Source organism: Nocardioides jejuensis (assembly GCF_004337475.1).
GTDB classification, from domain to species: domain Bacteria; phylum Actinomycetota; class Actinomycetes; order Propionibacteriales; family Nocardioidaceae; genus Nocardioides; species Nocardioides jejuensis.
In genome coordinates, this window is record NZ_SJZJ01000002.1 from 112430 (window position 1) to 135371 (window position 22942).

A 22942-nucleotide genomic window follows, 5' to 3' on the forward strand; every position below is an offset into this window, starting at 1 on the left:
ACAACTTCGGCCTATGCTGCTGGCATGACCTCCGTGCAGCGCCCTGACGGCCGCCAGACCGACGGTCGGCGTACGGCAGCCGCCGCGCGCCGCCGCGAGCGTCGTCGCGAGATCATCCAGGCCACCCGTGAGCTCTTCGACGAGCGCGGCGTGCGCGACGTGCAGATCGAGGATGTCGCCCGGTCGGTCGGCATCAACCGCGCCATCATCTACCGGCACTTCTCCGGCAAGGAGGAGCTCTTCGCGCTGACGCTCGTCGGCTACACCGAGGAGCTCGAGGAGCGCCTGCGCGAGGCCGTGAAGAGCCGCCGCAAGCCGCAGACCCAGCTGGCTGCTGCGGTCGAGGCCTTCGCGGACTTCGGCATCGAGTTCCCCGCGTTCGTGGACTGCGCACTCACGCTGATGCGCCGACCGGGCGCCGAGCTGCTCGAGGAGGTCAGCGAGAGCGCGATGTTCAAGCTGGGTCGTGGCATCACCGGGTGCATGGAGCAGCTCGCCGACGTCGTACGCCGCGGCAACGACAGCGGCGAGATGCGGGTCGAGGACCCCTACCAGCTGGCCAACACCCTGTACGCCGCCGGCCTCGGCTCCCTGCAGCTCGCGCGGCTCGGCATCACCGTGCGCCCCTCCTCGTCGGGTCTGCCGACCGTCGTGCCGCTGCCGGCGGAGCAGGTCAAGAACTACATGGTCGACGCGGCGCTGGCACTGGCCGGCGCCTGATCCCGCTCCTACGCAGGAAGCCCCCGCCCGGCGAACCGGGCGGGGGCTTCTCGCGTGAAGCGGTCGATCAGCGCTCGACGATGGCGACGATGCCCTGACCGCCGGCCTCGCAGACGGACAGGAGCACGCGGCCCTTGCCCTTCTCCTTGAGCAGCTTCGCGGCGACCGGGATCAGGCGACCACCGGTGGCAGCGAACGGGTGCGCCGCGGCGAGCGACGAGCCGTTGACGTTGAGCTTGGAGCGGTCGATCTCGCCGAGCGGCTTGTCGAGGCCCAGGCGCTCCTTGCAGAAGACCGGGTCGGCCCAGGCCTTGAGCGTCGAGAGGACCTGCGCGGCGAACGCCTCGTGGATCTCGTAGTAGTCGAAGTCCTGCAGCGTCAGGTTGTTGCGCTCGAGGAGCTGCGCGACGGCGTACGCCGGGGCCATCAGGAGGCCCTCGTGGCCACCGACGAAGTCGACAGCAGCGACCTGGAAGTCGGAGATGTAGGCGAGCGGCTCGTAGCCGTTGGCCTTGGCCCACTCCTCCGAGGCGAGAAGGACGGCCGAGGCGCCGTCGGAGAGCGGCGTCGAGTTGCCGGCGGTCATGGTCGCGGCCTCGCCCTTGCCGAAGACCGGCTTCAGCTTGGCGAGCTTCTCGACGGTCGAGTCGGGACGCAGGTGGTTGTCACGCTCGACACCACGGAACGGCGTGACGAGGTCGTCCTGCCAGCCCTCTGCCCACGAGCGGGCGAGGTTCTGGTGCGACTTCGCGGCGAGCTCGTCCTGGTCCTCGCGGGTGATGCCCCACTCGAGCGCGGTGATCGCCTGGTGGTCGCCCATGGCGAGGCCGGTGCGCGGCTCGGAGTTGGCCGGCGGCAGCAGGCCGATGTCGCCCGGGCGGATGCCCAGGAGCGCCTTGACGCGGTCCTTGTTGGTCTTGAGCTGGTTGATCTTGATGAGCTTCTTGCGGAGCTTCTCCGAGATCGCGATCGGGGCGTCGGAGGTCGTGTCCGAACCACACGCGATGCCGGACTCGATCTGGCCCGTGGCGATCTGCAGCGCAACCACGTTGGCGGCGAAGAGGCCGGTGCCACACGCCTGCTGGATGTCGACGGCCGGCGTGGCCGGGTCGAGCTGCGTGCCGAGGACCGACTCGCGGACCAGGTTGAAGTCGCGGGAGTGCTTGACGACCGCACCGCCGGCGACGAGGCCGAGCTGCTTGCCCTCAAGGCCGAAACGGGTGACCAGGCCCTCGAGAGCCGCGGTCATCATCTCCTGGTTGGACGCCTCGGCGTAGACGGTGTTGGACCGGGCGAACGGGATGCGGTTGCCGCCGATGATGGCGACGCGGCGGGTCTTGGCCTGCATGGTCACTCCTCTAGAGGTCTGAGATGTCCCTATCCTTGCCGGTCGGGACGGGTGATGGAACCGTGTGAGTGCCAGATCACGAAATGTGGACACCCAGTTACACTTCAAGTTACATGATCCTGACAGCGCGCCGTCCCCGTAGGGCCGTCCCGCACGCCGCCTTTCATCCGAGATGAGGAAGCCACACCCATGACCGACCGTTACCAGAGCTTCACGAAGTCGTCGATCGGCAAGCTGCTGGTCAAGCAGCTCGGCCTCCCGAACCCGGTCGAGCTCGACCGCTACACCGCGGGTGCCCCGCTGGTGAAGGGCACCGTGCTCGTCGGCGGCGCCGGCAAGCTCGCCGCGACCCTCCCCTCCACGCTCGAGGGCCTGGGCATCGAGTCCGCTACGTCGGTCGAGGAGGGCGCCAAGTTCAAGGGCCTCGTCTTCGACGCGACCGGCTTCGACTCCGAGGCCGACCTCGTCCAGCTGCAGCAGTTCTTCACCCCGGTCATGCGCAAGCTCGAGAACTGCGCGCGCGTCGTGGTCATCGGCCTCAACCCGCGCGAGGTCAAGGGCGGCGCCCGCATCGCGCAGCGCGCCCTCGAGGGCTTCACCCGCTCGCTCGGCAAGGAGATCGGCAAGGGCAGCACCGTCCAGCTGGTCTACGTGACGCCGGGCGCCGAGGGTGCGGTCGACTCGACCCTCGCCTTCTTCCTCTCCCCCAAGTCGGCCTACGTCTCGGGCCAGGTCGTCCGCATCGGCACGAACGCCAAGAAGGCGCTCGCCAAGGTCGACATCGAGCAGCCGCTCGCCGGCAAGGTCGCCATCGTCACCGGCGCCTCCCGCGGCATCGGCGAGCAGATCGCCCGCGTCCTGCACCGTGACGGCGCGACCGTCCTCGGCATCGACGTCCCGCAGGCCGCCTCGGACCTGCAGGCCGTCATGGGCGAGATCGGCGGCACCTCGCTGACCCTCGACATCACCCACGCCGACGCCCCGCAGCGCATTGCGCACTTCGTCAAGGAGCAGTTCGGCGGCGTCGACATCGTCGTGCACAACGCCGGCATCACCCGCGACAAGAAGCTCGCGAACATGGCCGAGGACCGCTGGCAGTCGGTCATCTCCGTCAACCTGACCGCCCCCGAGCGGATCACCCGTGAGCTCCTCACCCAGGGTGCGATCAACAAGAACGGCCGCATCATCGGCGTCTCCTCCATCGCCGGCATCGCGGGCAACGTGGGCCAGACGCAGTACGCCGCCTCCAAGGCCGGCGTCATCGGCTTCGTCGACTCGCTGGCCGACGAGCTCAAGGACGGCATCACGATCAACGCCGTCGCCCCGGGCTTCATCATCACCGCGATGACCGCGGCGATCCCGTTCGCCACCCGCGAGGTCGGCGCACGCCTCAACGCCATGCAGCAGGGTGGCCTCCCGGTCGACGTCGCCGAGACGATCGCCTGGTACGCCTCCCCCGCCTCGACCGCCGTCACCGGCAACGTCGTGCGCGTCTGCGGCCTGATGATGCTCGGCGCCTGAGATGGCGGAGACGCGGATCATCCAGGGCACCGCGGGCGCCGGTGCGATGCTGAAGGCCGTCCTCCCGACGGTCCCCGGCGTCAACCAGCTCCCCGGCGTGAAGAAGACCTCCAAGGACCTCCCTGACCTCGTGCTCCGTCGCGAGGGCCTGGAGATCACCCGCGCGGCCGTCGCGCCGTACGCCGCCATCGCCGGCTTCCCGGTGAAGGACGTCGCGCCGCTGCCGTACGTGCACAACCTGGCGTTCCCGCTGCACATGGCGCTCCTGACCGACCAGTCCTTCCCATTCGCGGCGATGGGCCTGGTCCACCTGGAGAACTCCATCTCGCAGCTGCGTCCGATCGCGTTTGGCGAGAAGGTCGACGTCGAGGTCAAGGCCGCCAACCTGCGGAAGTCCACCAAGGGCAAGGCCTTCGACATGCTGACCACGGTCAGCGTCGGCGGCGAGACCGTGTGGGAGGAGACCTCCACGTACCTCCGCGTCGGCGGCGGTGACAAGGAGAACGGGGACGCCGGCATGGACCTCGCCCCCGTCGAGGCCACCGGTGCGATCTGGTCGCTCCCGACCAACCTGGGCCGTCGCTACGCGGCGATCTCGGGTGACCGCAACCCGATCCACCTCTACCCGTTCACCGCCAAGGCGCTCGGCTTCAAGGGCCACATCGCTCACGGCATGTGGACGATGTCGAAGGCGGCCGCGACCCTCGAGGCGCGGATGCCGGACGCCGTCCGGCTGGACGTGGCGTTCAAGACGCCGATCTTCCTGCCGGGCAAGGTGCGCTTCGGTGCGGTCCCGGTCGAGGGCGGTGTCGACTTCGCGGTCACCAACCCGAAGAACGGCGCTCCGCACGTGCTCGGTCGCACCCGGGCGCTCTGACGTAGTACGCCGAACGGCCGCGACTCCCTCACGGGGGTCGCGGCCGTTCGTCGTTTTCGGCCGGGTCAGCGGCGGAGGCGGATCAGGCCTTCCTGGGCCGTGGTGGCGACGAGGCGACCGTCGGCAGTGAAGAGGCGACCGATGGCCAGACCGCGTCCCTGCGAAGCACTCGGGGAGACCTGGTCGTAGAGCAGCCATTCGTCGGCGCGGAACGGGCGGTGGAACCAGACCGTGTGGTCGAGCGAGGCCGCCTGCATGTCCGGCTCCATGAACGACGTGCCGTGGACGACGAGCGCGGTGCCGAGCAGCGTCACGTCGCTGAGGTAGGTCAGGGCCGCCTTGTGGATCATCGGGTCGTCCGGGAGCTCACCGTCGACGCGCACCCAGAAGCGCTGACGCGCCGGGTGATCGGGGTCGCCCTCGAGCGCTCCCCCGGCCCGGGAGTCACCCGCAGCCCGCATGTCGAGGACCGACCACTCCTGCGCCAGCACGTCGACGTACGCCGCGGGGGCACGCTTGCGGAGCAGGTCCAGCGAGGCCGGGCAGTCGTCCGGAGCCGGCACGTCGGGCATGACGTCCTGATGCTCCAGCCCCTCCTCGTCGACCTGGAAGCTCGCGGTCAGGTAGTAGATCGGCCGACCGTGCTGGCGGGCCTCGACCCGCCGGGTGGCGAACGACGACCCGTCACGGATCCGCTCGACGTCGTAGATGATCGGGACGTTGGGGTCGCCCGGCCGCAGGAAGTAGCTGTGCAGCGAGTGCATCGACATGCCTTCGGGCGCCGTGCGCTCGGCGGCGATCATGGCTTGGCCGGCGACCTGCCCACCGAAGACCCGCTGGAAGAACGTGATCGGCTGGCGGCCGCGGAAGAGGTTGACGTCGATCGTCTCGAGGTCGAGCAGGTCGACCAGCTCGCTGGCAGAGGTGGGCATCAGTCGGTGCCTTCCGGGGCGTCGGGGGTCTCGTCGCTGCCGGCGCCGGGGCCGTCGAGTCCGGCGAGGAACTTCTCGAACTCCGCCCCCAGCTCGTCGCCGGTCGGGATCGGCTGATCCGTCGCGAGCAGGCTCTCGTCGATGCCGCGCTGGAAGGCGTCGTACTGCTGCTCCATGCCGGCGACGAGCTCGGCGACGTCGGGGTTCTCCGCGAGGTGCTCGGCGATCTCCGCCGTACGCCGCTCGGCCGCGACCTTGAGCGCGTCGAGGTCGAAGGTGAGGCCGGTCGAGTCCTCGACCCCGGACAGCAGCGCACGCGCGGCCTCCGGGTAGTCGCTGCCCTGGACGTAGTGCGGCACGTGGACGACCCAGCCGACCATCGGGTGGCCGCTCTCCCCCAGCCGCACCTCGAGCAGCGCGTGCGCCGACGACGGGATGCGCAGCTCGCCGCGCCACTGGTTGGCACGCAGCAGGAGCTCGCGGCGGTTGGCGTGCTGCGTCACCGCGAGCGGTCGCGTGTGCGGCACTGCCATCGGCACCGACCCGAGCGAGACGACCAGCGAGACGCCGAGGACCTCAACGACCTCGCGCACCGCTCCGGCGAACGCCTCCCAGCGGTTGTCCGGCTCCGGGCCGGAGAGCAGCAGGAACGCACGACCCGTCGCGTCGCGCTGCACGCGGACGACGAGCCGCGGGGCGTCGTACGACTCGTAGTGGTCCTCGACGAACGAGATCGCGGGACGGCGGGCGCGGTAGTCGTGGAAGACGTCGACGTCGAACGTCGCCACCACCGGGCCGACTCCCCCGGTGGACTCCAGGTGGTCGACGGCGAGCACGGAACCGTTGCCCGCGTCGAGGAAGCCATGGAGTGCGACGACGAGCACGGGATCGTCGCCGAGATCGGTCACGTCGTCGACGATGTGCACGAAGCGGTTGGACCCTGCCACGCGACACCCCTCTTCGGTAGTTTGCTGGTGCGTTGAGCCTAGTGGGCAGCACCACTTGTCCAGCGCCTGCCCCGTTCCGGTTACTGGCGGGTAGCATCAGATCCGACACCCACGAACAATCGAGGAGATCCTGTTGTCCCGACAGCTCCGCGACGTCGTCTTCGTTGACGGCGTTCGTACTCCGTTCGGCCGGTCCAAGGGCCAGTACGCCGAGACCCGCGCTGATGACCTGGTCATCAAGTGCATGCGCGAGCTCCTTCGCCGCAACCCGAACCTGCCGCCCGAGCGGATCGACGAGGTCGCCATCGCTGCGACCACGCAGATCGGCGACCAGGGCCTGACCATCGGTCGCACCGCGGGCATCCTCGCGGGTCTCCCGACCACGGTCCCCGGCTACGCCATCGACCGCATGTGCGCCGGCGCGCTCACCGCTGTGACGACCACCGCCGGCGGCATCGCCTTCGGCGCGTACGACGTCGTCATCGCCGGTGGCGTCGAGCACATGGGCCGCCACCCCATGGGTGAGGGCGTCGACCCGAACCCGCGCATCGTCGCGGAGAAGCTGGTCAACCCGGAGGCGCTCTTCATGGGCAACACCGCGGAGAACCTGCACGACCGCTTCCCGGCCATCACCAAGGAGCGCGCGGACGCCTACGCCGTGCGCTCGCAGCAGAAGGCCGCTGCGGCGTACGAGGCCGGCATCATCCAGCCCGACCTCGTCCCGATCGCCACGCGCTCCGCCGAAGAGGGCTGGGGCCTGGCCACCACCGACGAGCCGATGCGCCCGCAGACGACCATGGAGTCGCTCGCCGCGCTGAAGACGCCGTTCCGCTCGCACGGTCGTGTGACCGCGGGCAACGCCGCCGGCATCAACGACGGCGCCACCGCCGCGCTGCTGATGGCTGCCGAGGTCGCCGAGGAGCTCGGTCTCGAGCCCAAGATGAAGCTCGTCTCCTACGCCTACGTCGGCATCGAGGCGGAGTTCATGGGCGCCGGCCCGATCCCGTCGACCGAAAAGGCGCTGGCCCAGGCCGGCCTGACGATCGACGACATCGACGCCTTCGAGATCAACGAGGCGTTCGCCGTCCAGGTGCTCTCCCTGCTCGACCACTACGGCATCGCCGACGACGACGCCCGCGTCAACCCGTTCGGTGGCGCCATCGCGTTCGGCCACCCGCTCGCCTCCTCCGGCGTGCGCCTGATGAACCAGCTCGCTGCGCAGTTCAAGCAGGACCCGGCCAAGCGCTACGGCATCACGACCATGTGCGTCGGCCTCGGCCAGGGCGCCACGGTCATCTGGGAGAACGCCAACTGGAACGGAGAGTCCAAGTGAACGACGTCATCGCACGCGCCGAGGCGCTCCGCACCGACGCCGAGGTCGTGACCAAGGCCCTGCTCCGGAAGGTCACCCTCGCGGGTGGCGCCGGTGTCATGGGCCTGATCACCCTCGACAACGGCTTCGACCACACCAAGCCGAACACCTTCGGCCCGGGCTCGCTCGTCGAGCTCAACACGGCCATCGACGCCGCGATCGCCGACGACGAGATCACCTCGATCGGTGTCACGGGCAAGCCGTTCATCCTGGCCGCCGGTGCCGACCTCACGTCGCTCCGCGCCGCGGGCTCGGCTGACGCGATCCGCACGATCGCCGAGCTCGGCCACTACGTGTTCGGCAAGCTCGCCGGCACGAAGCCGTCGTTCGGCTTCATCAACGGCCTCGCCCTCGGCGGTGGCTTCGAGGTCGCCCTCAACTGCGACTACCGCACCGTGCAGGACTCGATCCCGGCCGCCGGCCTCCCCGAGGTCATGCTCGGCCTGGTCCCCGGCTGGGGTGGCGCATGGCTCGTCCCGAACCTCATCGGTGCCGGCGGTGCCGTCAAGGTTGCGCTCGAGAACCCGCTCAACCAGGGCAAGGTCCTCAAGGGCTCCGAGGTCAAGGAGCTCGGCCTCGCCGACGCGATCTTCCAGGGTGCCGACTTCCTCGAGCAGTCGCTCGTCTGGGCCGCCTCCGTGCTGACCGGCGAGACCGCCGTCGTCCGGCCCGAGGTCGACCGTGGCAAGGCCTGGGACGACGCTGTCGCCTGGGGCCGCATGGTTGCCGCGGGCAAGACCGGTGGCAAGTCCGTCGCCGCCACGCGCCTGCTCGACCTGATCGAGGCCGCGAAGACCAACACCAAGGCCGAGGGCTTCGCGCTCGAGGACCAGGCGCTGGTCGACATGGCGCAGACCGCCGAGCTCGACGCGTCGCTGTACTCGTTCGACCTCGTGCAGAAGCGCGCCAAGCGTCCCGCCGGTGCCCCGGACAAGGCGCTGGCCCGCAAGGTCACCAAGGTCGGCATCATCGGCGCCGGTCTCATGGCCTCGCAGTTCGCTCTGCTCTTCGTGCGTCGCCTGAAGGTTCCGGTCGTCCTGACCGACCTCGACCAGGAGCGCGCCAACAAGGGTGTCGCCTACGTCCACGGCGAGATCGACAAGCTCGTCGCCAAGGGCCGCCTGGACACCGACGGTGCGAACCGCCTCAAGGCGCTCGTGACCGCCGAGGTCGACTACGCCGTTGCCTTCTCCGACGCCGACTTCATCATCGAGGCCGTCTTCGAGGAGATGGGCGTCAAGAAGACCGTCTTCGCGAACGCCGAGAAGGTCGCGCCCGCCGAGGCCGTCTTCGCGACCAACACCTCGTCGCTCTCCATCACCGAGATGGCGGCCGACCTGGAGCACCCGGAGCGGGTCGTGGGCTTCCACTTCTTCAACCCGGTCGCGATCATGCCGCTCGTCGAGATCATCAAGGGCGAGACCACCTCCGACGAGGCGCTCGCGACGGCGTTCGCCACCTCGAAGGGCCTCGGCAAGACCTCGATCCTGGTCAAGGACTCCCCGTCCTTCATCGTGAACCGCCTCCTCGGCCGGTTCATGGGCGAGGTCGCCAAGGTCGTCGACGAGGGCACCCCGGTCAAGGACGCCGACGCGGCGTTCGCCGGCCTCGCGCCGATGCCGCCGTTCGTCCTGCTCGGCCTGGTCGGCCCGGCGATCGCGCTGCACAACAACGAGACCCTCAACCGGGCCTTCCCCGACCGCATGTACGTGTCGGAGAACCTCAAGAAGGTCGTCGAGGCGAAGATCGGCTCCTGGTACGGCGCGGACGGCGAGGTCTCCCCGGAGGTCGCCGCCCTGGTGACCACCCCGGAGAACCCGGTCGTCAAGAGCACCGAGGAGGTCCGCAACCAGGTCCTCGAGGCGCTCGCCGACGAGATCAAGCGCATGCTCGACGAGGGCGTCGCCTCCGCTCCGGAGGACATCGACCTCGCGATGATCATGGGTGCCGGCTTCCAGTTCTGGAACGGTGGCATCACGAAGCTCCTCGACCGCGAGGGCGTTTCGGAGAAGGTCGCGGGCGCGAAGTTCCACGCCTGATCCAGCACCAACGACGACGCCGCCGGTCCCGCGAGGGGCCGGCGGCGTTCGTCGTTTGAACGCGGTGGGGTCAGCCGACGGACACCGGCTCGGCCTGACGCCCGACCCGGCTGTTGCGGTAGCCGAAGGTGCCGTAGATGACGCCGCCGATCAGCATCCAGATCGCGAAGCGGAGCCAGGTCTCGCCACTCAGGTTGAGCATCAGGTAGATGCAGACCAGCGCGGCGACGACCGGGAGCACGGGCGACAGCGGGACGCGGAAGCCGCGCTCGAGGTCGGGGCGCCGGCGGCGCAGGACGGGGACCGCCAGCGACACGAGCGAGAACGCCGCCAGCGTGCCGATGTTCACCATCTCCTCCAGCTTGCCGATCGGCGTCAGCGACGCGATCACGGCGACGAGCACGGCGATCCCGGCGCTGGTCCGGAGCGGAGTGCCCGTGCGCCCGCTGACCTTGGCCAGCCCCTCGGGGAGCAGCCCGTCACGGCTCATCGCGAAGACCACGCGGACCGCACCGATCATCAGCGTCATCACCACGGTGGTCAGACCGGCGACGGCGCCCGCGGAGATGAGCGTCGCGTAGCCGTCCTTGCCGTGCGCGATGAACGCCCGCGCGAGCGCGGCCTCGCTGTCGATGTGGTCGTAACGGACCATGCCCGTGATCACCAGCGCCACCGCGATGTAGAGCACCGTGCAGATGGCGAGCGAACCGAGGATGCCGATCGGCAGGTCGCGCTGCGGCCGCCGGGCCTCCTCTGCCGTCGTCGCCACGACGTCGAAGCCGATGTAGGCGAAGAACACGACGGACGCAGCCGACACGATGCCGAGGACGCCGTACACGTGCGGCTGGATGCCGAAGAGCGACTGCACGAGCGGCGTGTGCAGCCAGCCGCTGCCGACCCCGGCAGCCGGGCCCGCAGCGTCCGGGATGAACGGCGAGTAGTTGCTCGTGTCGATCAGGCTGATGCCCGTGGCGATGACGAAGAGCACGATAAAGAGCTTCACCGCCACGAGCACGAGGTTGACCCGCATGCTCTCCTTGATGCCGTAGCAGACCAGGGCACCCAGCGCCGCGACCATCATGAACGCCGCGAGGTTGAACGACCCGTCCGGCCCGAGGCTGGTCGGCCAGCCGAGCCCGATCTGGTCGAGGAAGGTCACGAAGTACGTGCTCCACCCCTGGGCAACCACGCTCGCGCCGAGCAGGCACTCGAGCAGCAGGTCCCAGCCGATGATCCAGGCGACGAGCTCACCGAGCGTCGCGTAGGAGAACGTGTACGCCGATCCCGCGACCGGCACGGTCGAGGCAAACTCCGCGTAGCAGAGCGCGGCCAGGGCACAGCAGAACGCTGCGATCAGGAACGAGAACACGACGCCCGGGCCCGCGTACTGGGCAGCGACCTTGCCGGTCAGCGTGAAGATGCCGGCCCCGATGACGACGCCGACGCCGAAGACCGTCAGGTCCAGCGCGGTGAGGGTCCTCTTGAGCTGGTGCTCGGGCTCGACGGTCTCGGCGATGGACGCCTCGACGGACTTGGTACGCAGCAGATCCATGCAGGCGACGTTAGCGGTCAGCCGAAGGTGCGCACGATCCGGCGTCCTGCTGCGGCGGCCAGCTCCGCGCCGCTCATGCCGAGCACCCGCCGCAGGACGTCGTCCTGGTCGGCCTCCGACGTGCCACCGCCCTGACCCATCGCGGCGAGGAGCTGCCAGACGGTCTCCGGACCGAAACGGTCGGCGATGACCTGACAGGCCCACCACGAGATGCCGTAGTTGGCGGCGGTGTGCGCGTCGTTGAAACCGGCGTCGCTCGGCAGTGCCGTCAGCCCGGCCTGCGCCATCTCGAGTGCCTCACGGGAGATGACCCTGTCGTCACGCGGGACGGCCTGCACGGAGACCCACTCGGCGATGCCCTCGGCGAGCCAGGTCGGCACCCGGTCGTCCCGGTCGGCAACCGCCACGTGGGTGAGCTCGTGGCGGATCAGCCGGTCGCGCCGGGCGTCGTCACGGCCGAGCATCCGCGGGTGAAGCATGAACCGCACCGAGGCGACGTCCGTGCTGCCGTTGCCGGCCGGGACGCTGAACGCGACGCCCTCGAGCCGTTCAGGGTCTCCCCCGGGCAGCTCGTCGAGCGAGGCCATCTGGGCGACGTCGCTCAGTGCGTAGACGACGACATGGTGGGACCAGGGCAGCGGGATCCGCGGTGCGATGTCCTCGATCCCCCGGTGCACGGCGCTCATCACCTGGTAGGCGTCGTCGATGCTCGCGTGGTCGAAGATGCCGAGGACACCGTCCTCGTTCTCCGCCTCGATGCGCGTGCGCTCCCAGGGCTGCAGGTCGACGTCGTGGTCCTCGTCGTACGTCCGGTCGTGGTCGGCGTCGAGCGCCAGCGTGCCGTCAGCGCCGCGACGGAACGTGAACAGTCCCGGTGCGCGCACCGGCACCACGTCGTACTGGTCGAGCTGCATGATGACGGTGACCTCGGCCTGGATGCTGCCGCCGGGCAGCTCGGTGACGCCGCGCAGCTGCAGGTCGTACGCCGCGAGCGGCAGCTCCTGCAGGTTGGCGAAGAGCCGCCGCTGGTTGTGCAGGAAGCCGCGCTTCGCGGGGTCCACCGTCTCCATGAAGGCGGGCTGGTCGTGCATGAGCACCGCCTTGGCGCGCGCGGCGAGCAAGGTGCTGATCGCGTCGTCCAGGGGCGGGCCGACCGGCGTGGGAGCCGGGGCCGGGGTCGGCGAGGAGCAGCCGGCGACGAGCAGAGCGCCCAGCAGGAGCGGCGCCAGCCGCTGGAAGCCTCGCCGCACGGGGTCAGCCGACGCGTGCGTCGTCGGCCGCGACCCCGACCGCCGCAGCGACGGCGTCGGCGAGGTGGGTCGGGGTGAGGCCGATGCGCTCCAGGATGACGGCGCGCTTGGCGTGGTCGAGGAACTCCTGCGGGATGCCGTGGAGCTGCACCGGGGTCGATACCCCGGCCGCGTTGAGCGCCTGGAGGATCGCCGTGCCGACACCGCCGGCGACGCCGTTGTCCTCCACGCTGACGACGAGGCGGTGGCTTCGGGCCAGATCGACCAGGGCCGGGTCCACGGGCTTGACCCAGCGCGGGTCGACGACGGTCGCACCGATCCCGCGGGCTTCGAGCAGCGCCGCGGTCTCGAGCGCCGTCGCGGCCATCGAGCCGACGCCGACGAGGAGCACGTCCTGAGCCGCGCCGCGCGCCAGCACGTCGACGCCACCGATCCGCTCCAGGGCCGGCATGTCAGCCGGCGGCGGGCCCTTCGGGAAGCGCACCACGGTCGGGGCGTCCTCGACGGCGACAGCTTCGCGCAGCAGCTCACGCAGCCGCGCACCGTCACGCGGGGCCGCGATGGCGAGACCCGGCACGACCTGCAGGATCGACATGTCCCACATACCGTTGTGGCTCGCGCCGTCGTCACCGGTGACCCCGGAGCGGTCGAGCACGAACGTGACGCCGCAGCGGTGCAGCGCGACGTCCATGAGCACCTGGTCGAAGGCACGGTTGAGGAACGTCGCGTAGACCGCGACGACCGGGTGCACGCCGCCCATCGCCAGACCGGCAGCAGCGGTGGCCGCGTGCTGCTCGGCGATACCGACGTCGAAGGTCCGCTCCGGGAAGCGGGCGGCGAAGCGGTCCAGGCCCACCGGGTGCATCATCGCGGCGGTGATCGCGGCGACATCGCTGCGCTCCTCGCCGATCTTCACGATCTCGTCGGCGAAGACGTCGGTCCAGATCGCGGCCTTGGGCTGCTCCTCGCCGGTCGCGACGTCGAACGGGCCGGGCGCGTGGAACTGGTCGGCCTCGTGCTGCTCGGCACCGTGGTAGCCGTTGCCCTTGCGGGTCAGCGCGTGGACGATGACGGGCCCGTTGAACTTCTTGGCCTGCGCCAGCGCCTGCTCCAGAGCAGCGCGGTCGTGGCCGTCGATCGGGCCGACGTACTTCAGGCCGAGGTCCTCGAAGAGGCCCTGCGGCGCGAGGGCGTCCTTGACGCCCTTCTTCATCGCGTGGAGCGCGTCGTACGCGACGGGGCCGACGCCGGGGACGGCGTTGAGGCGCTTCTTGACGCTGCCGAGCACCTGCTCGTAGCGCGGGTTGGTGCGCAGGCTGGTCAGAGCGGTGGCGAGGCCACCGATGGTCGGCGTGTAGGAGCGCTCGTTGTCGTTGACCACGATGACCAGGCGGCTGTCGTGGGAGATCGCGATGTTGTTGAGCGCCTCCCAGGCCATGCCGCCGGTCAGGGCACCGTCACCGATGACGGCGACGACGTGGCGCTCCTCGCCCTTCAGCGCGTAGGCCTTGGCCAGGCCGTCGGCGTAGCTGAGGCTGGTCGAGGCGTGGGAGTTCTCCACGATGTCGTGCTCGGACTCCGCGCGGCTTGGGTAGCCCGACAGGCCGCCCTCCTGGCGCAGGGTGTCGAACCGGCCGGCGCGGCCGGTCAGCAGCTTGTGGACGTACGCCTGGTGGCCGGTGTCGAAGACAACCCGGTCGTGCGGGGAGTCGAAGGTCCGGTGGATCGCCATCGTGAGCTCGACGACGCCCAGGTTGGGGCCGAGGTGACCACCCGTCCGTGCGCACGTGTGCACGAGCGTCTCGCGGATCTCGGCGGCCAGCTCGTCGAGCTGCGTCGCGGTCAGGCCACGGAGGTCACGAGGGGTCGAGATCGACTCCAGGTAGCCCATGGTGCGTTCCTCCGGCCTTCGGTGAATGAGTGGGAAGTCTAGCCCTGAGGAGGGGTCGTCAGCGCCCTGTGGCTCGCCGATCCGACGAACCCGGGCAGCAGCGCGGTGGCACCGGTGGTGAGGTCGAGGTCGAGCGCCGCGGCCGGGTCGACGAAGACCATCTGCCGTCCCTCGCCACAGACGACGTCCGCGTCGGTGGCCGCGGTGGCCGCGGCGTACAGGTGGACGGCGTCGAGGCGGCCCGGGCGGTGTTGGACCAGCGCGACGGTGACCTCCTGGAGGGGGCCGTCCGGCGCCAGCCCGGTCTCCTCCATCAGCTCCCGGTACGCCGCGGCGAGGGGCTGCTCCCCCGCCTCGACGTGGCCGCCGGGCAGGCCCCACTTCTCCGGGTCGAGCTCCGGGAACTCGTCGCGCTCCTGCATCAGGATCCAGCCGCGCGGGTCAACCACCGCGATGCTCGCGAAGACCCGGTCGACGGCGAGTGCGCGGTAGTCCGCCGAGGCCAGGAACGACGGCAGGAAGTGCCGCGCCGACTCCCAGAGGTCGAGGGTGCTGACCCGGTCCGGGTCGACGAACGTCATCTGGCGGCCCTCGTTGCAGACGACGTCGCGATCGGTGAGGTCCGCTCGCCCGATCCACAGCTGGTAGTGCGCGACGCGCTCCTCCTCCGCGTAGGCGAAGACCTCGTCGCGCCAGAGGGTCAGGGCGCCCGGCGGCAGGCTGACACCGGTCTCCTCGGCGAGCTCGCGGTACGCCGCCTCCTCGTGGGTCTCGCCCGGCTCGACGTGTCCGCCCGGAGCGCCCCACTGGTCCGGGCAACGTGGCGCGTGCTCGTCGCGCTCCTGGAGGAGCAGCTGGCCCGCGGCGTTGACGAGCAGGATGTTGACCGTGCGGTACATCGTCAGACCGCCTCCCCCTCGACCTGGGCGTAGGCGACGACGCCACCGGCACAGCTGGCCAGCGCCTCCGGAGCGGTGTGGCCGTCGGCGTACTTCCTGAGGAAGGCGGCGAGGCCGGGGTCGTCGGGGCCGCTCAGCACCAGCTGACGACCCCAGACCGTCACGACGGCCGGCCCTGGCAGGCCGGCGTACGGGGAGAGGATGCCTTCGGCCGGGAGTGCGCGACCGAGCGCGGCGACCTCGTCGGCGTCCATCGCCGGGTCGTGGGTGATCCACACGGCGCCGTGCTCCAGCGCGTGGACGGCGAGGCCGTCGTCGACCGGGCGGTCGTAGACACCGCACGCGAGCCACTGGGGCGCGTGGTCGCCGCCGGCCGGCGGCACGGAGCTGTAGTGCGGCTCGAGGACGTGATTGCGCGTCTCGATCCGGACGGTGCGCACGTCGGCGACGTGCGTCGTGTGCTCGGGGACGGTGAACGCGGCCACGACCCCGCCCGCCGCCAGAACGCCGGCGAGGCCGACCGCGAGCCATGGGCCGCGCTTCGTCCAGCGGGAAGCGACGGTCATGGTTGAAGTCTCGCAGCCGGCCTCGAGGAGCCGACGGGCCGGGGCCCGGTGGGTAACGACAGGCGTCAGGACGCCGTGAAGACGAGCGAACGGTTCACGCGGACGGTCTTGCCGTTGCCGGTGAAGACGAAGGCGCTCGTGTACTTCGTGGGGTTGGCGGCAACGGCCTTGGCCGCGGCAGCGCTGAGCTGGACGGTGATGATCGCCGTGCCGTTGGGACCGACCGAGATCGAACCGGTGCCGATCGTGGCGCTCAGCGCGTTCTTGACCGTGACCGAGGCGCCGCTGGTCATCGGCAGACGGTTGGTGACCGTGATCGACGCGACGCCGGTGCTGCTTACCGGCACTGCGTCACCGTCCGCCGGCGTCGTGAAGCTCGGCGCCGGGATCGCGACGGTCTCGCAGTCGGTCAGGGTGTCGGTGCTGCCGGCACGGATGCCGTCAGTCCCGTCACCGCAGTTGACCGTGTCGACGGAGTCGTCGAGGGCGTCGATCGTGTCCGTGCCGCCGAGAGAGTTGACGGTGTCCGCGCCGGTGCCGCCGTTGATGTTCTCGGCACCAGCCGTGCCGGTGAGCGTGTCGGTGCCGGCGTCGCCGTACAGGTAGCCGCGGCCGGTGATCTTGTCGTTTCCGTCACCGCCGTGCGTGGACGCCGAGGCGTCGGGGTTGGTCGAGTTCGTGCCCGTGGTGTCACCGGTGTTCGTGATGGTGTCGTTGCCCGCACCGCCGTCGACGACGCCGCTCTTGACGTCACTCACCGAGATGCTGTTCGCGACTGCGCTGCCGACCACGACGACCTGGGCCGACTTCAGGCCGCTGACGGTGACGTTCTCGACGTCGGTGGCGATGTTGTCGTTCTCGCCGCCCACGCCGTCGTTGGCCGTGCCGTCGAGCGAGACGGCGAGGTACGTCGTGCTGGTGGGGTAGCCGGAGTACAGCGCCCGGTCGCTGCCGCCGCCGCCGTTGACGACGTCGCCGCCGTCCTGCCAGAGCGTCGTGGTCGGCGCGTTGGGCCGGAGGGCGTCGTTGCCGCCACCGCCGTTGAGGGTGTCCGTGCCGAGTCCGCCGATGAGGTTGTCGTTGCCCGCACCGCCCGTGACCGTGTCGTTGCCGGCCAGGCCGTTGAAGGTCAGCGGCTGCGTCACAGCGCTGCCGACCGCGACCGAGTCGGCCTTGTTGGAGCCGACGATGTTGAGCGAGGTGACGCCCGCGCAGTCGTTGACGGTCGGCGTGGCGGCATCCCACGTGCAACCGGCGATCTCGCCGATCGGGTCTCCACCGCTGGTGGCCGTGACCTCGAGGCCACCGGTGGTGTCGGGGGCGACGGTCACGGCGATGGCGACGTCACCGCCCTTGATGCTGAGCACACCGTTGGTCAGCGTGGCCGAGCCAGCGGTCGCGAAGGCCGGCGCCGTGGCGAGGACCGTGAGAGCGGCAGGTGCGGTGAGCGTGAGCGCAGCGATGGCAGCGCGGAGACGAGCGTCAGACATGGATCCCCCGAAGAGTGGTGTGGTGCCGGTCACTGCCCTAACGGGCGTCCGCGCTGGGGGAAACGCACCAAATGGGCCGGTCCAGACCAGTCAGCGGAGCGGTCGGGCCACGGTTGCGGCGAGGTGCCCGGGCGCCTGCACGCAGTACGAGTCGGTCAGCAGCTCGGCCACCTCGTCCCAGTCCGTGTCTCCGTCGAGGACCAGACCGACGACGTTGGTGCCCCACGAGGCCTTGAAATACGGCGCGCCGAGGTGCTGCAGCGCCATCACCTCGTCCGGCTCCGCCCGCAGGACGAGCCGGATCAGCTGGTCCTCGCCACCGAAGACGTGAGCGACCGTCGCACTGCCGACCTTCCAGCTCATGCCGGTCCAGGCAGGCACCCGCACGCACTCGGGCAGTGCGGTCAGGACGGCGTCGATGCGGGTGATCCACTCCTCCGGTGGGTCAGGTCGCTCGGCCATGGGAGAACGCTAGCCCGGGGCCGGTCAGTGTGTCGGCTCGCGATGAGCCTCGACGAGCTGACCCGTCCGGAGCCGCGCGAGCGCGTCCCGGCACTGCGACTTCACGGTGCCGAGCGAGATGCCGAGCGCATCGGCGGTCTGCTGCTCGGTCATGTCCTCGTAGTACCGCAGCACCACGACCGCACGCTGCCGCGGCGCAAGCTCACCGAGGGCGGCGCGCAGTGCCAGCCTCCCCGCGAGATCCGGCGCGTCCGCTGCACGCTCGGGCAGGGCGTCGGTGCCGACCTCCCGCCAGCGTCGGCGTCGCCAGCGGTTGACGGACTCCCGGGCCAGGATGCTGCGCACGTACGGCTCCGGGTTGTCCGCGATCCGGCCCCACTGCGGCACCGCCTTGATCAGCGCCGTCTGCACCAGGTCCTCGGCGTCCTCGGCGTTCCCCGTCAGGAGGTACGCCGTCCGCACCAGCGCCGCGCGCCGCGCGCCGACGTACTCCTCGAAGGCGCGCTCAGCCGCGGACACGTCGCCTCCGGAGGACACCCAGGCCGAGGACGGCCAGAAGGGGAACCAGACCGGCCAGGACGAGCCCGACCAGCACCGGGCTCACCCAGAGCGTGTTCAGCGTCGTTCGCGGGTCCGGCCGGTGCACTGGCGCCGCTGACAACAGATCCGTGGCCAGGTCCGGCGTGTTGAGCTGCGCATGAGGAAGGGCGATGAGCGGCTTCGTCTCCCCGGTCGTCGTGTCCACGGAGACGATCGTGGCCCGGAAGTCGGCACTCCCGTCGGGAGACACCCCAGCGACGACCTGCGTCCCGCCGGCCCAGCCGAAGAGGCTGTACGCCCGGACCTTCGGCCAGCTCCGGTGCCGCCCGTCGGGGCGACTCACGACGAGCCGCGCACCCTGGTCGTCACTCGCCGCGAGGGCCACGGATCCGTCACGCGAGGCGCGCATCGGCGACGAGGTGGCGTCGTACGGGCCGAATCCCACGGCGATCGGAGTGCTGCGCGGAGTGCCCGTCAGGTCCACCAGGAGGTGCTTCTTGCCGCGACCGTTGAGGTCCACCACGAGCCGACCGTGCCCGTCCGAGGCGATGACGCTGGCGACCTTGCCGACCCGCGGCGCGGCGAACGCTGACCACCCGCTCGTTGCGTCCTCGACATCCCAGATCCAGCCGGCTCCCGAGGTGCGGGAGGACGACGCCTTATCCGTGCCCGCGGCACCCTGGATCTCGCCGGCCTGGAGGTACAGGCGGGCGTCATCAACCCAGACGAGATCCCAGGCGCTCAGGCCGTGCGGCGACGTGATCTCGTGCCGGGTCACCTTCCCGGTCGTGGTGTCGTAGACCGCGATGCCGGTGAGCGGCGGCCCGGGCACGTCGACGTCCCGCGCCCCGGCCTTGTTGTCGGCAAGCCAGTAGGCGATGTAGCGACCCGACGGTGACAGCACTGAATCCGGGTCGAGCGGACCCGACTCGGGCGCGACCCCGTCCGGCAGGTCGATGGTGCGGTACTCCCCGGTGGTCGCTGACACGCCGACGTAGTGCGTCGACCCGGACCAGCCGGTGCCGGCGGTCAGGAGCGCCGCCATGGGTCCGACAGGGGCCTTCTCGTTGGGCTCCGTCCAGCGTGGTGGGACGTGGAGCTCGTCCGGCAGCGCTCCCGCGCCGTTCGTCGCGGCAGGCGGCACGTAGCGGTCGGCGTCACGCGGAAGCATCGCGCCGACTCCGCCCACACCTGCTGCCACGACCGCGAATGCGGCGACCGCGCCCGCCGCCGTACGCCGCCGCTGGCGCTGCTTGCCGGCACGCCAGAGGCCGTCGGCGCCGCCGGCAGTCGGTGCGGGTGCCTCGGCTGCCAGGTCGCGCAGCTGTTCATGGAGCTCGGTGCTCATCGGTCCTCCCGTGCGAAGTCTCTACCCCCTCACACGTCACGAGGTCCGAAAAAGGTTGGGTCGCGTCGGAAACCCTCAGAACGCGTCGCCGCGGAGCCGCTCCTCGACGCGCTCGACCTTGCCGGTCAGCATGCCGTCGTGCCCGGGCCGGATGTCGGCCTTGAGCACGAGCCCCACCCGGGGAGCGAACGGCAGCACGGCCTCGGTAGCGCGGCGTACGACGTCCATCACCTCGTCCCACTCCCCCTCGACCTCGGTGAACATCGAGCCGAGGCGATAGGGCAGGCCGGAGTCGCGCACCACCCGAACGGCGGCGGCGACGGCTTCGGACAGCGAGCCGTCCTCGGTGGCGGTCGTCGTGGGTGCGACGGAGAAGGCGACGAGCATGCCTCCACGCTAGCGCGCGGAAATGCGGACCGGCCCGCCACTCACGAGGAGTGACGGGCCGGGCCGTTGTCAGCGGAGCGTCAGGCGCCCTTGACCAGGTTGCGCAGGACGTACTGCAGGATGCCGCCGTTGCGGTAGTAGTTCGCCTCACCGGGGGTGTCAATGCGGACGACGGCGTCGAACTCGACACCGGTGTCCGTGGCGACGCGCACCGTCTTCGGCGTCACACCGTCGTTGAGCGCCGTCAGGCCGGTGACCGAGAAGGTCTCCTCGCCCGTGAGGCCCAGCGAGTCGGCGTTCTGGCCGGCGGGGAACTGCAGCGGGACGACGCCCATGCCGATCAGGTTCGAGCGGTGGATGCGCTCGTACGACTCGGCGATGACGACCTTGACGCCCAGGAGCGAGGTGCCCTTGGCAGCCCAGTCACGGGACGAGCCCGAGCCGTACTCCTTGCCCGACAGGACGACGAGCGGGATGCCGGCGGCCTGGTAGTTCTGCGAGGCGTCGTAGATGAAGCCGACGGGGCCGCCGTCCTGGGTGAAGTCGCGGGTGTAACCACCCTCGGTGCCCGGGGCCACCTGGTTGCGCAGGCGGATGTTGGCGAACGTGCCGCGGATCATGACCTCGTGGTTGCCACGGCGCGAGCCGTAGGAGTTGAAGTCACGCGGAGCAACGCCGTTGGCGGTGAGGTACTGACCCGCCGGGGTGTCGCCCTTGATGTTGCCGGCCGGCGAGATGTGGTCAGTGGTGACCGAGTCGCCGAGCTTCAGCAGGACGCGGGCGCCGGTGATGTCGGAGACCGGGGTGGTCTCGAGAGACATGCCGTCGAAGTACGGCGCCTTGCGGACGTACGTCGAGGACTCGTCCCACTCGAAGGTGTTGCCCTCCGGGGTGGGGAGCGACTGCCAGCGCTCGTCGCCGGCGAAGACGTCGGCGTAGTCCTTGGTGAACATCTCCTGCGTGATCGACTCGGCGATCACCTGCTCGACCTCGGACGGCGACGGCCAGATGTCCTTGAGGAAGACGTCGTTGCCGTCCTGGTCCTGACCGATCGGGTCGTTGAACAGGTCGATGTTCATGTTGCCGGCGATCGCGTAGGCGATGACGAGCGGCGGCGACGCGAGGTAGTTCATCTTCACGTCGGGGTTGATGCGACCCTCGAAGTTGCGGTTGCCGGAGAGGACCGAGACGACGGCGAGGTCGTGCTCGTTCACCGCGGCGGAGACCTCGGGGATGATCGGGCCCGAGTTGCCGATGCAGGTGACGCAGCCATAGCCGACCAGGTCGAAGCCAAGCTTCTCGAGGTACGGCGTGAGGCCGGACTTGTCGTAGTAGTCCGTGACGACCTTCGAGCCGGGGGCGAGGGTGGTCTTGACCCACGGCTTGCGGGTCAGGCCCTTCTCGACGGCCTTCTTCGCCAGGAGCGCGGCACCGAGCATGACGGACGGGTTGGACGTGTTGGTGCAGGAGGTGATCGACGCGATCGTGACCGCGCCGTTCTCCAGCTCGAACGACGAACCGTCGGCCAGCGTGACCGGGATCTTGGCGTCGGGCTGCGAGGTGTACGTCGGCAGGTGGCCGGCGAACGACGTCGCGGCGTCGGTCAGCTGCACACGGTCCTGCGGGCGCTTCGGGCCGGCGATCGACGGGACGACCGTCGACAGGTCCAGCTCGAGCTTCTCGGAGAAGCGCGGCTCGGCCTCGGGGTCGAGCCACAGGCCCTGCTCCTTGGCGTACGCCTCGACCAGCGCGAGCTGGTCCTCGGAGCGGCCGGTGAGGCGCAGGTAGTTGATGGTCTCGTCGTCGATCGGGAAGATGCCGATCGTCGAGCCGAACTCCGGCGACATGTTGCCGATGGTGGCGCGGTTCGCGAGCGGGAGCGCGGCAACGCCGGCGCCGTAGAACTCGACGAACTTGCCGACCACACCGTGCTTGCGGAGCTGCTCGGTGATGGTGAGGACCAGGTCGGTCGCGGTGGTGCCCTCGGGCAGGTCGCCCGTGAGCTTGAAGCCGACGACGCGCGGGATCAGCATGGAGACCGGCTGGCCGAGGAGCGCCGCCTCGGCCTCGATGCCACCGACACCGAAGCCGACGACGCCGAGGCCGTTGACCATGGTGGTGTGCGAGTCGGTGCCGACGCAGGTGTCGGGGTACGCCTGGAGGACGCCGTCGACCGTGCGCGTGAAGACCGTGCGGGCCAGGTGCTCGATGTTGACCTGGTGGACGATGCCGGTGCCCGGCGGGACGACCTTGAAGTCGTCGAACGCGGTCTGGCCCCAGCGCAGGAACTGGTAACGCTCGCGGTTGCGCTCGTACTCGATGACCGTGTTCTTCTCGAACGCGTCCGGGGTGCCGAACGCCTCGGCGATGACGGAGTGGTCGATGACCATCTCGGCCGGCGAGAGCGGGTTGATCTTCGACGGGTCGCCGCCGAGGTCAGCCGCAGCCTCACGCAGGGTCGCGAGGTCGACGATGCAGGGGACGCCGGTGAAGTCCTGCATGATCACGCGCGCCGGCGTGAACTGGATCTCCTTGTCGGGCTCCGCGGTCTCGTCCCAGCCGGCCAGCGCCTTGATGTCGTCGGCGGTGATGTCGGCGCCGTCCTCCGTGCGGAGGAGGTTCTCCAGCAGCACCTTCAGCGAGAAGGGCAGGGAGTCGACGTCGAGGCCCTCGCCCGCGACGGCGTTGAGCCGGAAGATCTCGTACGACGTCCCGTTGACGTCGAGGGCGCCCTTGGCGCCGAAGCTGTCCTGACTGGCCATCAGTCACTTACTCCTCGTGTTGGTGGTGCTGCTTGCTAG

Annotated in this window: 19 protein-coding genes; 5 read left to right on the plus strand and 14 right to left on the minus strand. The window is 70.1% G+C overall.

What is annotated here, in order from left to right:
* Nucleotides 1-24: 24 nt before the first annotated feature.
* A complete protein-coding gene (locus EPD65_RS02005; RefSeq protein WP_131581458.1) occupies nucleotides 25-720 on the plus strand; it encodes a TetR/AcrR family transcriptional regulator in 696 nt (231 codons plus the stop codon).
* 67 nt (nucleotides 721-787) lie between these two features.
* Here EPD65_RS02005 and EPD65_RS02010 read toward each other — a convergent pair whose 3' ends face one another.
* Nucleotides 788-2068: an acetyl-CoA C-acetyltransferase gene (locus tag EPD65_RS02010; protein WP_131581460.1), complete on the minus strand. Its 1281-nt coding sequence runs from the start codon at nucleotides 2066-2068 to the stop codon at nucleotides 788-790.
* Between the two features lie 189 nt (nucleotides 2069-2257).
* Between EPD65_RS02010 and EPD65_RS02015 the strand changes: the two genes are divergently transcribed.
* The gene (locus tag EPD65_RS02015; RefSeq protein WP_131581462.1) at nucleotides 2258-3589 is read left to right on the plus strand and encodes a 3-oxoacyl-ACP reductase; all 1332 of its coding nucleotides are present in this window, start codon (nucleotides 2258-2260) and stop codon (nucleotides 3587-3589) included.
* 1 nt (nucleotide 3590) lies between these two features.
* Nucleotides 3591-4466, plus strand: a complete 876-nt coding sequence (locus EPD65_RS02020) for a MaoC family dehydratase (protein ID WP_131581464.1) — start codon at nucleotides 3591-3593, stop codon at nucleotides 4464-4466.
* Nucleotides 4467-4531: 65 nt separating this feature from the next.
* On the opposite strand, the gene tesB is transcribed toward EPD65_RS02020, so the two are convergent.
* Both tesB and EPD65_RS02030 read right to left on the minus strand, forming a co-directional pair.
* Complete coding sequence (tesB, locus tag EPD65_RS02025) at nucleotides 4532-5398, minus strand: acyl-CoA thioesterase II (RefSeq protein WP_131581466.1); 867 nt, start codon at nucleotides 5396-5398, stop codon at nucleotides 4532-4534.
* On the minus strand, nucleotides 5398-6345 hold the full coding sequence (locus EPD65_RS02030) for a proteasome assembly chaperone family protein (protein WP_131581468.1): 948 nt from the start codon (nucleotides 6343-6345) through the stop codon (nucleotides 5398-5400). The genes tesB and EPD65_RS02030 overlap by 1 nt, the downstream gene beginning before the upstream one ends.
* A 133-nt stretch (nucleotides 6346-6478) precedes the next feature.
* On the opposite strand from EPD65_RS02030, the gene EPD65_RS02035 reads away from it, so the two are divergent.
* Together EPD65_RS02035 and EPD65_RS02040 are read left to right on the plus strand one after the other, a co-directional pair.
* Nucleotides 6479-7678, plus strand: coding sequence for a thiolase family protein (locus tag EPD65_RS02035; RefSeq protein ID WP_131581470.1), 1200 nt, complete (start codon nucleotides 6479-6481; stop codon nucleotides 7676-7678).
* Nucleotides 7675-9756: a 3-hydroxyacyl-CoA dehydrogenase NAD-binding domain-containing protein gene (locus EPD65_RS02040; RefSeq protein WP_243640390.1), complete on the plus strand. Its 2082-nt coding sequence runs from the start codon at nucleotides 7675-7677 to the stop codon at nucleotides 9754-9756. Before EPD65_RS02035 ends, EPD65_RS02040 begins: the two co-directional genes overlap by 4 nt.
* Before the next feature lie 70 nt (nucleotides 9757-9826).
* On the opposite strand, the gene EPD65_RS02045 is transcribed toward EPD65_RS02040, so the two are convergent.
* The 11 genes from EPD65_RS02045 to acnA all read right to left on the minus strand — a co-directional run bounded on the left by EPD65_RS02045 (nucleotide 9827) and on the right by acnA (nucleotide 22903).
* A complete protein-coding gene (locus EPD65_RS02045) occupies nucleotides 9827-11308 on the minus strand; it encodes an amino acid permease (protein WP_131581472.1) in 1482 nt (493 codons plus the stop codon).
* A 17-nt stretch (nucleotides 11309-11325) separates the two neighbouring features.
* Entirely contained in the window at nucleotides 11326-12558 is a 1233-nt protein-coding gene (locus EPD65_RS02050; protein ID WP_131581474.1) for a hypothetical protein, read from the minus strand.
* A 4-nt stretch (nucleotides 12559-12562) separates the two neighbouring features.
* Nucleotides 12563-14449 (minus strand): 1-deoxy-D-xylulose-5-phosphate synthase, encoded by a 1887-nt coding sequence (dxs, locus tag EPD65_RS02055; RefSeq protein ID WP_131581476.1) that lies wholly within the window; start codon nucleotides 14447-14449, stop codon nucleotides 12563-12565.
* A gap of 38 nt (nucleotides 14450-14487) precedes the next feature.
* On the minus strand, nucleotides 14488-15348 hold the full coding sequence (locus tag EPD65_RS16490) for an NUDIX domain-containing protein (RefSeq protein WP_243640391.1): 861 nt from the start codon (nucleotides 15346-15348) through the stop codon (nucleotides 14488-14490).
* 2 nt (nucleotides 15349-15350) lie between these two features.
* Complete coding sequence (locus EPD65_RS02065; RefSeq protein ID WP_131581478.1) at nucleotides 15351-15914, minus strand: DUF3105 domain-containing protein; 564 nt, start codon at nucleotides 15912-15914, stop codon at nucleotides 15351-15353.
* A gap of 65 nt (nucleotides 15915-15979) precedes the next feature.
* The gene (locus EPD65_RS02070; RefSeq protein ID WP_131581480.1) at nucleotides 15980-17404 is read right to left on the minus strand and encodes a hypothetical protein; all 1425 of its coding nucleotides are present in this window, start codon (nucleotides 17402-17404) and stop codon (nucleotides 15980-15982) included.
* Nucleotides 17405-17494: 90 nt separating this feature from the next.
* Complete coding sequence (locus EPD65_RS02075; RefSeq protein ID WP_131581482.1) at nucleotides 17495-17866, minus strand: MmcQ/YjbR family DNA-binding protein; 372 nt, start codon at nucleotides 17864-17866, stop codon at nucleotides 17495-17497.
* Between the two features lie 24 nt (nucleotides 17867-17890).
* Nucleotides 17891-18385, minus strand: coding sequence for a SigE family RNA polymerase sigma factor (locus EPD65_RS02080; protein ID WP_131581484.1), 495 nt, complete (start codon nucleotides 18383-18385; stop codon nucleotides 17891-17893).
* The gene (locus EPD65_RS02085; RefSeq protein ID WP_131581486.1) at nucleotides 18372-19754 is read right to left on the minus strand and encodes a hypothetical protein; all 1383 of its coding nucleotides are present in this window, start codon (nucleotides 19752-19754) and stop codon (nucleotides 18372-18374) included. Before EPD65_RS02085 ends, EPD65_RS02080 begins: the two co-directional genes overlap by 14 nt.
* Before the next feature lie 75 nt (nucleotides 19755-19829).
* The gene (locus EPD65_RS02090; protein ID WP_131581488.1) at nucleotides 19830-20141 is read right to left on the minus strand and encodes a thiamine-binding protein; all 312 of its coding nucleotides are present in this window, start codon (nucleotides 20139-20141) and stop codon (nucleotides 19830-19832) included.
* A gap of 80 nt (nucleotides 20142-20221) precedes the next feature.
* On the minus strand, nucleotides 20222-22903 hold the full coding sequence (gene acnA / locus EPD65_RS02095; protein WP_131581490.1) for an aconitate hydratase AcnA: 2682 nt from the start codon (nucleotides 22901-22903) through the stop codon (nucleotides 20222-20224).
* Between the last annotated feature and the right edge of the window lie 39 nt (nucleotides 22904-22942).

Coding starts and splice junctions, on each gene's coding strand:
- EPD65_RS02005 (WP_131581458.1), top strand. CDS start 25: ATGACCTCCGTGCAGCGCCCTGACGGCCGCCAGACCGACGGTCGGCGT.
- EPD65_RS02010 (WP_131581460.1), bottom strand. CDS start 2,068: ATGCAGGCCAAGACCCGCCGCGTCGCCATCATCGGCGGCAACCGCATC.
- EPD65_RS02015 (WP_131581462.1), top strand. CDS start 2,258: ATGACCGACCGTTACCAGAGCTTCACGAAGTCGTCGATCGGCAAGCTG.
- EPD65_RS02020 (WP_131581464.1), top strand. CDS start 3,591: ATGGCGGAGACGCGGATCATCCAGGGCACCGCGGGCGCCGGTGCGATG.
- tesB (WP_131581466.1), bottom strand. CDS start 5,398: ATGCCCACCTCTGCCAGCGAGCTGGTCGACCTGCTCGACCTCGAGACG.
- EPD65_RS02045 (WP_131581472.1), bottom strand. CDS start 11,308: ATGGATCTGCTGCGTACCAAGTCCGTCGAGGCGTCCATCGCCGAGACC.
- dxs (WP_131581476.1), bottom strand. CDS start 14,449: ATGGGCTACCTGGAGTCGATCTCGACCCCTCGTGACCTCCGTGGCCTG.
- EPD65_RS16490 (WP_243640391.1), bottom strand. CDS start 15,348: ATGTACCGCACGGTCAACATCCTGCTCGTCAACGCCGCGGGCCAGCTG.
- EPD65_RS02065 (WP_131581478.1), bottom strand. CDS start 15,914: ATGACCGTCGCTTCCCGCTGGACGAAGCGCGGCCCATGGCTCGCGGTC.
- EPD65_RS02070 (WP_131581480.1), bottom strand. CDS start 17,404: ATGTCTGACGCTCGTCTCCGCGCTGCCATCGCTGCGCTCACGCTCACC.
- EPD65_RS02075 (WP_131581482.1), bottom strand. CDS start 17,866: ATGGCCGAGCGACCTGACCCACCGGAGGAGTGGATCACCCGCATCGAC.
- EPD65_RS02085 (WP_131581486.1), bottom strand. CDS start 19,754: ATGAGCACCGAGCTCCATGAACAGCTGCGCGACCTGGCAGCCGAGGCA.
- EPD65_RS02090 (WP_131581488.1), bottom strand. CDS start 20,141: ATGCTCGTCGCCTTCTCCGTCGCACCCACGACGACCGCCACCGAGGAC.
- acnA (WP_131581490.1), bottom strand. CDS start 22,903: ATGGCCAGTCAGGACAGCTTCGGCGCCAAGGGCGCCCTCGACGTCAAC.